This is a genomic window from Pseudoalteromonas sp. SCQQ13, from assembly GCF_015864415.1.
GTDB lineage: Bacteria > Pseudomonadota > Gammaproteobacteria > Enterobacterales > Alteromonadaceae > Pseudoalteromonas > Pseudoalteromonas nigrifaciens.
This window is the reverse complement of the sequence record NZ_JADYXG010000010.1, coordinates 147,420-159,842: the sequence shown is the minus strand read 5'-3', so window position 1 is coordinate 159,842 and position 12,423 is coordinate 147,420. Positions and strand designations below refer to the sequence as shown.

12 protein-coding genes and 1 pseudogene are annotated in these 12,423 nt (G+C 41.0%); 7 read left to right on the top strand and 6 right to left on the bottom strand.

The window, feature by feature from the left end:
• Positions 1-164, top strand: a pseudogene (locus I6F41_RS18030) (transposase); the annotation flags it as partial.
• Positions 165-460: 296 nt separating this feature from the next.
• Here I6F41_RS18030 and I6F41_RS10275 read toward each other — a convergent pair.
• From I6F41_RS10275 to pspF, 6 genes are read right to left on the bottom strand one after another with little or no spacing between them, the layout of a single operon-like run.
• Positions 461-1,222, bottom strand: a complete 762-nt coding sequence (locus I6F41_RS10275) for an ATP-binding cassette domain-containing protein (protein ID WP_011328713.1) — start codon at positions 1,220-1,222, stop codon at positions 461-463.
• Positions 1,222-2,214 carry a peptide ABC transporter ATP-binding protein gene (locus tag I6F41_RS10270; RefSeq protein ID WP_011328712.1) on the bottom strand — a complete coding sequence of 331 codons (993 nt, stop codon included), beginning with the start codon at positions 2,212-2,214 and terminating at the stop codon, positions 1,222-1,224. Before I6F41_RS10270 ends, I6F41_RS10275 begins: the two co-directional genes overlap by 1 nt.
• Positions 2,215-3,108 carry an ABC transporter permease subunit gene (locus I6F41_RS10265; RefSeq protein ID WP_011328711.1) on the bottom strand — a complete coding sequence of 298 codons (894 nt, stop codon included), beginning with the start codon at positions 3,106-3,108 and terminating at the stop codon, positions 2,215-2,217.
• Positions 3,095-4,129, bottom strand: a complete 1,035-nt coding sequence (locus I6F41_RS10260) for an ABC transporter permease (RefSeq protein ID WP_089368562.1) — start codon at positions 4,127-4,129, stop codon at positions 3,095-3,097. The genes I6F41_RS10265 and I6F41_RS10260 overlap by 14 nt, the downstream gene beginning before the upstream one ends.
• Positions 4,129-5,736, bottom strand: a complete 1,608-nt coding sequence (locus I6F41_RS10255) for an ABC transporter substrate-binding protein (RefSeq protein ID WP_011328709.1) — start codon at positions 5,734-5,736, stop codon at positions 4,129-4,131. The genes I6F41_RS10260 and I6F41_RS10255 overlap by 1 nt, the downstream gene beginning before the upstream one ends.
• A gap of 48 nt (positions 5,737-5,784) precedes the next feature.
• Positions 5,785-6,870, bottom strand: coding sequence for a phage shock protein operon transcriptional activator (gene pspF / locus I6F41_RS10250; protein WP_086997934.1), 1,086 nt, complete (start codon positions 6,868-6,870; stop codon positions 5,785-5,787).
• A 185-nt stretch (positions 6,871-7,055) separates the two neighbouring features.
• Here pspF and pspA point away from each other — a divergent pair, with 185 nt between their 5' ends.
• The 6 genes from pspA to megL all read left to right on the top strand — a co-directional run bounded on the left by pspA (position 7,056) and on the right by megL (position 12,278).
• Positions 7,056-7,715, top strand: a complete 660-nt coding sequence (gene pspA / locus I6F41_RS10245; RefSeq protein WP_041454499.1) for a phage shock protein PspA — start codon at positions 7,056-7,058, stop codon at positions 7,713-7,715.
• 85 nt (positions 7,716-7,800) lie between these two features.
• Positions 7,801-8,034 carry an envelope stress response membrane protein PspB gene (gene pspB, locus I6F41_RS10240; protein ID WP_011328706.1) on the top strand — a complete coding sequence of 78 codons (234 nt, stop codon included), beginning with the start codon at positions 7,801-7,803 and terminating at the stop codon, positions 8,032-8,034.
• On the top strand, positions 8,031-8,432 hold the full coding sequence (gene pspC, locus I6F41_RS10235) for an envelope stress response membrane protein PspC (RefSeq protein WP_011328705.1): 402 nt from the start codon (positions 8,031-8,033) through the stop codon (positions 8,430-8,432). The genes pspB and pspC overlap by 4 nt, the downstream gene beginning before the upstream one ends.
• 63 nt (positions 8,433-8,495) lie before the next feature.
• Complete coding sequence (locus I6F41_RS10230) at positions 8,496-9,917, top strand: YcjX family protein (RefSeq protein ID WP_086997937.1); 1,422 nt, start codon at positions 8,496-8,498, stop codon at positions 9,915-9,917.
• The gene (locus I6F41_RS10225; RefSeq protein WP_011328703.1) at positions 9,914-10,939 is read left to right on the top strand and encodes a YcjF family protein; all 1,026 of its coding nucleotides are present in this window, start codon (positions 9,914-9,916) and stop codon (positions 10,937-10,939) included. Before I6F41_RS10230 ends, I6F41_RS10225 begins: the two co-directional genes overlap by 4 nt.
• 157 nt (positions 10,940-11,096) lie before the next feature.
• The gene (gene megL / locus I6F41_RS10220) at positions 11,097-12,278 is read left to right on the top strand and encodes a methionine gamma-lyase (RefSeq protein ID WP_197108314.1); all 1,182 of its coding nucleotides are present in this window, start codon (positions 11,097-11,099) and stop codon (positions 12,276-12,278) included.
• The last annotated feature ends 145 nt before the right edge of the window (positions 12,279-12,423 follow it).

The following is a 12,423-nucleotide window of genomic DNA, read 5'->3' as shown; positions in this document are numbered from 1 at the left end:
AAAGAGTAAACATTACCCCCGAAAACTGGCTAAAACTCACCACACAATTTAGTCGCGTATTTCATGGTGCAGTAGGTCGCCCAGCGTCACACGAAGGATACTGCGAACACCTAAACAGAAAGCGGCGCACCAACGTTAGTAATTGCGAGAAGCTACTGGCTTAAAGCGTTACTTCAAAAACTCTCCGTTATTCCCCCTCACTGTGAAAGCACAGTATTTCGCATGCCTAAAAATGAATAAAAACAGCGTTATTTGAATATTATTTAAATAAGCAGAGAGATTGTCAAAGCTAAGGGGATTTTAAGCTCAGCAATGTTTGTTTAGATAAACACCAAAGGGATTAATTATTAAAGTGGGTGTCATTTTAGTTTTTCAGACGTTCAGGTTTAATTATGTTCTAAATCAAACCTAAACGCGTACACTTTTACGTATTGAAGTTAGTTTTTCTTGGATTGTCTCATCAACAACTCAATAATTTTTGCGTTATTTTCGATTGGGGATTTTGGAATATTGCTTCGGTGGGGCCGTATTCAACAATTTCGCCTCGTTCTAGTACTACCAGTTGGTCGCTAATATGGCGGACTAAACTAAGGTGATGGGTTATTAATATATAGGTTAATCCAGTTTCTAGTTGTAGCTTTAGTAATAAATTAACTATTTGTGCGCGTACAGAGGGGTCTAGAGATGAAAGTGCTTCATCGAGTACAACAACCTTAGGATCTAATATAAGTGCGCGAGCAAGCGCTACACGCTGTAATTGCCCTATGCTGAACATGTGCGGATAATATTGTTGATGATCTACTAATAACCCCACTTTTAACATGGTGCTGTCTATTTTTTCGGCGCGTTGTTGTTTGTCAAAATCGGTATTAAATTGCAGGCAATCATCGAGCATGTCGGCAATAGTCAGTGCCGGGTTTAGCGAGGTTGCTGAGTCTTGAAAAATCATTCTGATATGGCGACATTGTGGATCGCGAATGCCGTTATTTTCGATTATGTTGTTTTCGAGTAAAATTTGCCCGCTATCAGCGCTATCGGCTCCGGCAAGTAATTTTGCTAGGGTACTTTTTCCGGCACCCGTTTCACCAATTATGGCTATGGTTTCGCCTTTGCCAACACTAAACGAAATATTTTTAAGTACTGCAAATTTTTTACGGCTAAATAATCCAGCCCGTAAATTAAAGCTTTTTGATAATGCTTGTACTTTTAGTAAGGGTTGCACTATTTCATCTCCTTGATCAGCGGAAAATGACACGCATAACTATGCCCTTGGTGTTTAGTTAGCTTTGGCGCAATAACACATTCTCTTTGTGCTTGCGGGCAACGCGGCCCTAACCGACAACCAATTGGTAAATGTTGCAGCGTAGGAATGGTGCCTTTAAGCGCGTAAAAAGGCTCTTTATGCGCCAAACCATGTTCGTAATCAGGTAGGCTTTTTAGTAGTGCTTGCGTATAAGGGTGGCGTGGTTGGCTAAAAATACGATGCGTTGGGCCTGCTTCAACCATTTGTCCACAATATAAAACATGAATAGTATGCGACCAGTTAACAATTTCTTCTAGCTCATGAGAAATCATTAAAATAGACATGTTTTTTAACTGATTTAAGCTTTTTAACAATCTAAATACTTGTGCACGGGTGGTGCTTTCAAGTGCGGTGGTGGGCTCATCTGCAATTAATAATTTTGGCGTACGCGCAATTGCCATAGCAATCATCACTTTTTGGCACACCCCTTCTGAAAGCTCGTGGGGGTAGCTGCTAAGTATTTCTTCGTGGTTTTTAATACCGACTTTATGAATAAGTGCTTTTACTCTGTCTTTGCGCTCGCGATTACGCTTTAAGAAAAACCCTTTACTTGCTACCTCAGGTAAGGTTTCGGCTATTTGATCAAATATTTTAGCGGTAGGGTCAAGGCAGCGACTCGGATCTTGATAGATCATTGCTATGTCTTGGCTCACTACTTTACGGCGTTGTTCTGGGGTTAAACGCATTAAGTCTACCCCGCGCCAATGCACTCTATCAGCTGTTATTACCCAGCGTTCATTAAGCACTCCTACAATTGCTTTGGCGATTAAGCTCTTCCCAGAACCAGATTCACCCACCAAAGCATGTACTTCGCCTTCTTTTAAGCTAAAGCTCACTCTGTCTACGGCCCTAATAACGGTTTCAGAGGTATGTAATTCAATGGTTAAGTTTCGAACATCAAGTAATTGCATTTAATCAGCCTTACGCGCTTGTAAAACTTGGCGAAGTCCATCGCCTACTAAGTTTGTTGACAGTACCGCTAAAAACAACAGTACGCCTGGTAGGGCTACAGTCCAGGGGGCTAAATATATAAGCCCGAGGTTTTCGGCTAAAATTGCACCCCATTCGGTTGTAGGTGGTTGCGCGCCTAATTTTAAAAAACCTAAAGCGGCTATATCTAAAATAGCAGTAGAGAGCGCCATGGTAAAAATAACCACTATATATTCATATATATTAGGGTAAATCCCTCGCGACAATATATGCCAATTAGAGGCGCCATCGAGCCGATAAGCGGTGATGTAATCTTTACTCAGCTCATCTACAATTAAGTTGCGAATAGAGTGAATAAATTGCGGCAGCAGTGCCAAAATAATTGCCCATACGGTATTCATTAAACCTGGGCCTAATATCGCTATAATAATAATTGCCAGCAACAACGACGGAATAGAAAGCGTTATATCCAGTAAGTGATTTAAAAAACTGGAGCGAAGCCCACGACTAATACCAGCAAAAGTGCCTACGAGTAAGCCAATGACAGTGGTTAAAAATGCTGCAATAATTGATAAGCCAAATGTATACGTTGCGCCGTTCATTAATCTAGAAAGCACATCGCGGCCTAAATCGTCGGTGCCTAAAAGAAAACGTACGTCACCCATTTCGCGCCACGAGGGCGGAATAAGTAAGGCATCACTATGTTGCTGATTAACCCCATAAGGGGCTAAAAAAGGCGCACTGGCAGCCAGTAAAGCAAAAGCAATAAACACCCATAAACCAACGAGTGCAGGGTGGTTGGTTTTAAATTTTCGCCACAGCCGTGCTAGGGGCGATTTATTCGACTCTTCAGAAAATAAGTTAAACTTTGCCATGAGCTTGGTTCCGTGAGAGTGGGTCGAATAGAGTATAAATTAGCTCTGCGATTATGGTGGCAAAAATAATAAATAAAGAAACCGCCATTAAGCCACCTTGTATAGCGGGGTAATCACGCTGATAAATACTATCAATTAACCAGCGGCCAATCCCAGGCCACGAAAAAATAATTTCAGTGATCATTGCCAGCGTAATAAGCGTGCTAAATTGTAAACCAATTTGCTTAATTACCGGTAACAATGCATTACGCAGCGCATGGTGCATTATAAGTTGCCTGCGATTAAGGCCTTTTGCGCGCGCTGTTTTAATAAAGTTTTGATCCATTACTTTAAGCATAGATTCGCGAGTAAAGCGTATTAATACCGTAGTGGGGTACATAGCCAGTACTATGGTAGGCAAGGTAAGGTGGTGTAAGGCGTCAATAAAAGCCATGCCCTGGTACGGAAAGCTTGCCAAGCTAATATCAATTAAAATAAAGCCAGTAGTGGGTGGTATTTCATAGAGTAAACTCATTCTTCCTGACATTGGAAACCAACCCAGTTGCAATGAAAATAGCATAATGAGTAATAATGCTAACCAAAAAATAGGCATGGAATAGCCTATCATAGTGGTAGAGGAAATAAGCTTATCGGGCCATTGTTTATAATAAGCAGAGGCTAATATGCCTGTAGGAACACCAATAACAACCGAAACAAACAGCGCGTATATACTAAGCTCGAGTGTGGCAGGAATTAAGTCGAGTATTTGCGAAAACACGCTATCTCCAGAGGCAAACGACAGTCCCCAATCACCTTGCAATATGCGCCCTAAAAAAGCGATATATTGCATAAAATAATTACTATTATATAAATACTTATCTTCTAACTGGGTGTGTTGCGCAAAGTTATTACTGGGAATACCGCTTAAATTACTTAATGCATCGCCAGGAAATAAAAAGCTCAGTAAAAAAGTAAAAACGCTAAGCATTAATACCATAAAAACAAATAAACCAATGCGGCGTAAAATATAATCTAAGCGCATTATTTTTTCCTCGCATTAGCAAGCGAAATAGCACCAAATGGGCCGAGCGTTATGCCCTCTACATCAGCACTGCTTGCCTGAAAACGCATGCCGTGGGCTATTGGTATTAAAGGTAGCTCATTAATAATCATGCTTTGTGCAGCGTCATAATATTGTTTACGCAGTGCTATATCGGTTGTACTAAGCGCTTGGTTAAGTAAAGAGTCAAATTGTGGGTTACACCAATTTGCGGCATTTTTACCACTAAAGGTGGCCGTGCAACTTAGCAAAGGGCTAAAAAAGTTATCAGGGTCGGGCGTATCGGCAGCCCAGCCAAGTAGTACGCTGTCGTGTCGGTGCTCGCCAACACGCTGAATAAAGGTATTCCATTCGTATTCTATAATACTCACTTTAACCCCTATTTTACGTAAATCACTTTGCATTAGCTCGGCCATTTTACGGGCATTAGGATTATAAATACGACTCACTGGCATGGCCCAAATGTTCATGTTAAAGCCATTAGGTAAGCCAGCTTCAATAAGTAATTTTTTGGCTAAAGCAGGGTCAAAATTTGGAATGTTAGCTTGTGGTTCAAACGCCCACGAGGTGGGTGGTAAAATTGATTGAGCGCGAATACCATTGCCGTAATACACAGCCTGCATTATTTTATCTACGTCAATTGCATGAGCGAGTGCTTGTCGTACTCGTATATCGTCAAAAGGGGGGCGCTCAGTATTAAATGCCCAGTAGCCAATATTTAAGTTAGTTTCTTTTTCTACATTAATGTCGTCGCGCTGGGCTAAAATACTCAATTGCGCGCTACTTGGATGAGCGGTGACATCACATTCTTTGGTGAGCATTTTAGCTATACGCGTGGTGCCGTTAGGGGTAATGTCGTAAACCAATTGATCCAGTACCACGTCGTGTTTCCAATAAACTGGGTTTTTATAAAAGCGCACTAAATGGTCGCGCCTATACTCTTTATAAATATACGGGCCTGTGCCTACTGGGTAGTGATCAAACAAATTGGTTTGTTCGCTGGCTTTTAGTTGCATGGCATATTCTTGTGACAATACAACAGCAAAATCGGTGGCCATATTGGCTAAAAAGCTACTTTCGGCATTAAACAATTCAAACCGTACTTGATAGTCAGACACACGTACAATTTTACGAATAAGCTGATCAATTCCTACACTCTGAAAGTAAGGATAATTAGCATCGCCAACAAAGTGATACGGATTATAAACATCAAATAAGCGGCTAAAAGTAAAAATAACATCGTCAGCGTTAAAGTCACGGCTAGGCGTAAAATAAGCTGTGGTATGAAATTTTACGTCTTTACGTAAGGTAAAAGTAATCGATTTACCGTCTTTACTCGTTTTCCAATCGGTGGCTAATTCACTTTGAAATTCAGCAGTAACAGGGTCAATGCTAATTAGGCGGTCGTATAATTGATTGGCAATAATATCTATAGTTGAGCCTGTCGTTGTTACCTGCGGATTAAACGACACAGGGTTTGCTTCAGCGCAATAAACTAAGCCTTGGTTTTTTTCTTTTAAGATTTCTTCTTTACTATCTATACACCCTATAAGGCTGGTTGATAGCAAAGCAAGTAATAATTTATGCACCTGCGTAACCTCTAACTATTATTGAACTATAACTAAGTAAACTGAAACTCACCCCTTGGTGTCGCTTGGGTATAGCAAGTTATATTTTTTCAGATAGCCACGTAATTGATGATACGTCAAACCCAGTACTTCTGCAGTTTTCTTTTGATTAAATTGGCTATGCTCTAAAGCTTTGTTAATCATTAAAATTTCAAAGTCGTTAGAGAGTTTTTTTAAGCTACATGGAAACTCAGTATTAATAGGCGCTGCACTTGGTAGTGCTTGAGCAACCGGCGCTGCGGCAACCGCTGGCTCAGGAGTATTAATGTTATTATTAACAAAAGCAGTAGGCTTTACTCGTGGTTTTGGCCTAAAACGGCTTTCAAATGGGTCTAAAATAATCTGATGAACGGGGATCTGTTCACTCCCATGGCGATACAAACTGCGCTCAACCACATTTTTTAGCTCTCGAATATTACCAGGCCAATCATAACTAAGCAGTGTTTCTGTGGCACTACGGGTAAAACCGCTAAACAATTGCCACTCTAAATCGCGCGCCATATTCATTGCAAACTGCTCTGCAAGCAGCATTATATCGCCTTGGCGTTCACGCAGTGGGGGAAGGGTTATTACATCAAAAGCCAGGCGGTCGAGCAAATCGCTTCTAAACTCACCTTGCTGTGCTAAATAAGGTAAATCTTCGTTAGTAGCGCACACTAAACGCGTATCTACTTTTATTGTTTGTTTACCGCCTACACGCTCAAATTCACCGTACTCTATTACGCGTAGCAGTTTTTCTTGTACCATTTCGGAGGTGTTTGCTAGCTCATCTAAAAATAAAGTACCGCTGTTTGCACGTTCAAAGCGGCCTTCGTGGCGTTTACTAGCGCCAGTAAAAGCACCACTTTCATGGCCAAATAATTCACTTTCGAGCAGGTTTTCGTTAAGCGCCGCACAGTTGAGCTTTACATAGTTTTGATCCCAACGTTTAGATAAAAAGTGTAAACGTGCTGCAATTAACTCTTTACCTGTGCCACGCTCACCAATAATAAGCACTGGTTTATCTAGGTTAGCTAACTGCGATACCTGATCAAGTACCGATAAAAAGCTATCAGATTGGCCGAGTAAGTTATCTTGTTGGCGATATTGGCTCATATTTCCTAACTCTTAGTCATTTTTACTAACAGTTAGTGTATTTCATAATGGGAGATAACTAAAGTAATTTGTAATTTGAGTTTAACTCTATGAATAAATTATGTATTTTAACTTTTATAAAGTTGGCAAGCATATTGATACAGTTATAGCAGACAAACTAAGTTTAAATTATAGAGGTAAATGTTATGGGAATTTTTTCACGTTTTGCAGACATTGTTAATTCTAATATCAATGCCATTTTAGATAAAGCAGAAGACCCAGAAAAAATGGTTCGTCTGATTATTCAAGAAATGGAAGACACCTTGGTAGAGGTTCGCTCTACGTCAGCTAAAACACTCGCTGAGCGAAAAGAATTAGTACGTCGCGTTGATACACTTAAAGCGCAAATGAATGATTGGCAAGACAAAGCTGAACTAGCGCTAAGCAAAGATCGTGACGATTTAGCACGTGCCGCTTTACTCGAAAAGCAAAAGTCAGCCGAAGCTGTAGCCTCAGTCGAGGGTGAACTTGAGCATGTAGGCTCACACATCGAAAAGTTACAACAAGAAGTAACCACGCTACAAGAAAAGCTAGCAGATGCTAAAGCTCGTCAAAAAGCGATTATATTACGTCAGCGTTCGGCTGAGTCGCGCCTTGAAGTTAAAAAAGCACTTGATAGCTCAAAGGTAGAAGATGCACTTAATCGTTTTGAGCGTTACGAAACTAAAATAGATGGACTAGAATCTCAAATAGAGTCGTACGATTTAGGCAAAAAAACCTTAGCAGATGAAATTGCCGAACTGCAAAAAAACGAAAAGGTAGACGATGAGTTAGCTGAGCTTAAAAAGAAGCTAGCAGATAAGTAACGTATAGCTAACGCATACCAATAATAATATAAGGGGCCCATGTGCCCCTACTTAAAACACTAATACGGATAGTCAGGAGAGGGTTATGTTTGATCCAGAAATACTCGTAGCACCATTTATTTTATTTATGATTTTTGTAGCGCCATTGTGGTTAATATTGCACTACCGTAGCAAAAAACAAGTAAGCCAAGGGTTAAGTGAACACGAGCATCGCCAATTATTAGAGCTTGCTCAAAAAGCCGAAAAAATGGCAGACCGAGTCGAAACACTCGAAGCATTACTTGATCAAGAGTCGCCACAGTGGAGGCGTAAAGTATGAGTACCAAACGTGAATTATTAAGAGATCCGCAGCGCGGAAAAATAGCCGGCGTATGCGCTGGACTAAGCGATTATTTTAATATGGAATTATGGTTAGTTCGTATTATATTTGTTAGTGCGGTATTACTAACTGGCGGCCCTTTATTTGTGGTAGCGTATATTGCAGCCTGGTTTATTTTAGATAAAAAAGAACCCACTAGCGCCTATAAAACAAATTCAACTAACTATGGCGATCCGCTAGAAGTGAAATTTAAAGTATGGCAAAAAGGCGAGCCACCGCGCCGCGCATTGCAAGACTTAAAAGAGCGTTTAACACGCGTAGATACGCGCCTACAAAATATAGAACGCTATGTTACTTCTACTGAATTTACGGTGAGCCGTGAAATTAACAAACTTTAAAGGATTTAATAGCACGGCAACTACACATTAAACAGTAAGTGAAGTGCTAAGTGCTAAACCATTATGAGTCGTACTTCATTTGCAAAAAAGACCTTTACCAGTATTAAAGGCAAAGCACAAAAAGCATTGCATCGCAGCTTAGATCAGCATGTAAAACTGGCTGTAACAGGTTTGAGTGGCAGCGGCAAAACAGCGTTTATTACCGCATTAGTTAAACACTTAACAAGCCAAGCGAGTGATAAAAACCTGCCTTTTTTTGATGTAATGCGCGAGCGCCGTCACATTGCCACTAAAGTAGTGCCGCAAGAGGCGCTTAAAGTGCCCACATTTAATTATACTCGAGCATTAAATGCGTTACTCCCCAGTGACGGCGAGCCAACATGGCCGCCTTCAACCGAGCGCATAAATACGCTGCGTTTAGCTATTAAGTATCAAAGTAACGCTGGGCTGCGTGGCCATTTTTCACCGCAATCAACACTTTATTTAGATATTATTGACTACCCCGGCGAGTGGTTGCTTGATTTACCTATGCTGGAGCAAAGTTATGCACAGTGGTGCGAGCTGCAATATCCGCTATTAACGCAGCATTTGCGGGTGCATACCTCAAGTGAGTTTTTAACAGCCGTTGAGCAACTCGACCTAAATGCGCCGGTAGATGAAAGCGCACTTGCGCATATTGCACAGCTTTATCAAAGCATGTTGGTAGGGCTTAAAAAAGACACTAAATTAGCTATGCTGCAACCTGGGCGCATGTTAATGCCAGGCGATTTACAAGGCGCGCCATTGCTATTGTTTTTTCCAGTATCGGGTGAGATAAATAGTAATAACCTAGTTGCAGGCTCTAACTTAGCGCATTTAATTAAACGCTTTAACGCCTACGTTAAAGAGGTTGTAAAGCCCTTTTATAATGAACACTTTCGCCATTTTGATCGCCAAATAGTGTTAGTGGATGTGCTTAGTGCCTTAAACGAAGGGCATGCAACCTTGCAAGAGCAAAGTAGTGTTATTAATCAGTTATTGGCGCACTTTAGTTATGGTGAATCGGGCTTTTTTAAACGCTTATTTAAACCTAATATAGATAAAATATTATTTGCCGCTAATAAATCAGATCATATAACCGCTAAGCATCATAAAGATTTAGCACTATTACTCGACTCATTAGTGCACGAGCAAAGTAATCATTTAAAGTTTGATGGTGTGCAAATAGAAACCATGGCTATGTCGTCAATTACCGCAACACAGCCGCGCCAAGTAACCGACAAAGGCCAAACGCTAGACTGCATTTATGGCAAGCCACTTAACGAGCCTGATTGGCTAACCTACTTACCGCCACAGCCGCCTAATAGAATGCTTAATAAAAGTGAATGGCCAGCGCAAGGGTTTGAGTTTTTATCGTTTTCGCCAATGCCAAGCCCAGATAAGCAGTTAAAACATATTCGATTAGATCATGTGATGCAGTACCTGTTAGGAGACAAGTTAGCATGAGTGAATCAAACCAAGAGTTTCAAGCAGGACGTCGTATAAATACCCAGAGTATGGAGCAAAACGAACCTGAATTGGCGCCTGCAAAAATAATTGAACATGGACAAAGTGATTACCAAGAAGATAATGACGAAGCGCTAGAGCCAGAAATTGACCTAGCGCCAGTATATAAAAAGTCAAAATGGCAAACGCTCAAAGGCATTTTTGTTGTTAGTTTTATAGTGCTGGTGTTGTTAGAGTTTGCTTTTTCATTGGTACTGGCTTTTCAACAGTCGATTATTTTAGGCAGTATATATTTAACCGCTGTAGTGAGTGGGGTGTTGCTAATAGGGCGCTTATTATGGCGCGAATACCGAATGCTGCGCAGTTTAAAACGTAACCAGTTACATCGCCATGAAGCCGACAGGCTGTTAAATAGCGAGCAAGTAGGCGGCGCATTACCTTGGCTTGAAAAACTAAATAAACATCAGCAACTTGATAACTTTGAAACTTTTAAAAATCAAGTGGCAACGCATCACAGCGATAAAGAAATAATGACGCTGTACGCCAATAGTTTATTAATAACGCAAGATACCCAAGCTAAAAAGCTAATTAATCGCTTTGCAACTGAATCGGCGTTACTAGTTGCGCTTAGCCCGCTGGCGCTGGTGGATATGATGGCTGTGCTGTGGCGTGGTACTAAGTTAATAGAGCAAATAGGAAAAATTTACGGGATTGGTTTTGGTTACGCAAGTCGCATAAAACTGTATCGCATGCTAATAAAGCAAGTAATGTTTGTGGGCAGTGCCGAGCTTATTTCTGATTTAGCTGCAACCGCGCTAAGCGCCGAGTTATTAGGTAAGCTTTCAGGGCGAGCAGCACAGGGCTTAAGTGCCGGTATATTTACCGCGCGCATTGGCTACAAAGCAATGGAACTAAGCCGCCCATTACCTCGGCTTGAAAATAAACGCAATTTATTAAAAAGTACGGTACAAAATATTGCTAGTAAAATTATTAGCCGTAAAAAGCCCGAGACAACGGAATAAGCAGTATTAAGAAATACTTGGCAATATTTATGTACAGCTAAAAGTATAAATATTGCACAAGTAGCCATCTGAGCATCCGGGATGCTTGTGCTTTGAATGCCCATACGTTTTGATTGAAGGCTAATACCCAATAACAATCAAAATAAGAGAGTATTCAATGAGCAAGCATCATATAAACACCCAATGTATTCACGGCCCGCAAAAAGCAAACGACCCTCACGGCGCACTCACTTCTCCTTTGTATCAAACCTCAACTTTTCATTTTGAAAATGCAGCGCAAGGTGCAGCACGTTTTGCTGGCGATGAGCCGGGCTATATTTATACCCGCCTAGGCAACCCAACTACTACCGAGCTCGAACAAAAAGTAGCGCAATTAGAGGGCTGTGAAGCGGCTGCAGCAACGGCAACTGGTATGGGGGCGGTATCGGCCTCAGTAATTAGCTTTTTATCGCAAGGGGATCATTTAATTGCATCGAGTGCTTTATATGGGTGTACCTTTGCGTTTTTCTCGCACATGTTGCCGCGCTGGGGAATAGAAGTCACCTTTGTTGATATGACCAACGAGGATGAACTACGCGCTGCAATTAAACCCAATTCAAAAATGATATTTGTAGAAACGCCCATTAACCCCACTATGGCGGTTATCGATTTAGCATTAATTGGCGCCGTTGCAAAGCAGCACAACTTAATTAGCGTGGTCGACAACACCTTTTTAACGCCATTACTACAATCACCTAAGCAGTACGGTATCGATATTATAGTACACAGTGCTACAAAATATTTAAACGGCCATGGCGATGTGGTAGCGGGCATTGTATGTGGATCTATGGAGCATATAACGCTAATAAAAATGACGGTGCTTAAAGACATTGGTGCCACTATAAGCCCGCACGATGCTTGGCTTATTAATAGAGGTTTAAAAACCCTCGCCATAAGAATTGAGCGCCACTGTATCAGCGCACAAACAATTGCCGAATACTTAGAAGCGCACCCACAAGTAAGTAAAGTTTACTATCCTGGGCTTAAATCGCACCCTGGATATAAATTTATTGGCAAACAAATGAAAGCGGCAGGCGGTGTTATTGCTTTTGAGCTAAAAGGTAGTTTGCAGCAGGGGGCGCAATTCATTGATAGTATGCGGCTTTGTACAATTGCCGTAAGTTTAGGCGACGCTGAAACACTTATTCAACATCCAGCCTCTATGACCCATTCACCTTACACACCAGAGGAAAGACTCGCTGCAGGTATTAGCGATGGATTAATTAGGCTTTCGGTTGGACTTGAAGATGTTAACGATATTATTGCTGATCTTCATCAGGCATTTACTCAAATAAATTAGAGTGTATTTAATTGTGTACGATATTTTGCATCTTTAAAGCTTGTAATTGCTAGGTTGTTTTAAATTATTTACTGGCGTGTAATTTTAAGTGTACAAGATGGCTGATCGTGGCTAATACAGATGTAGCCCAAGCTATTAAACTTTT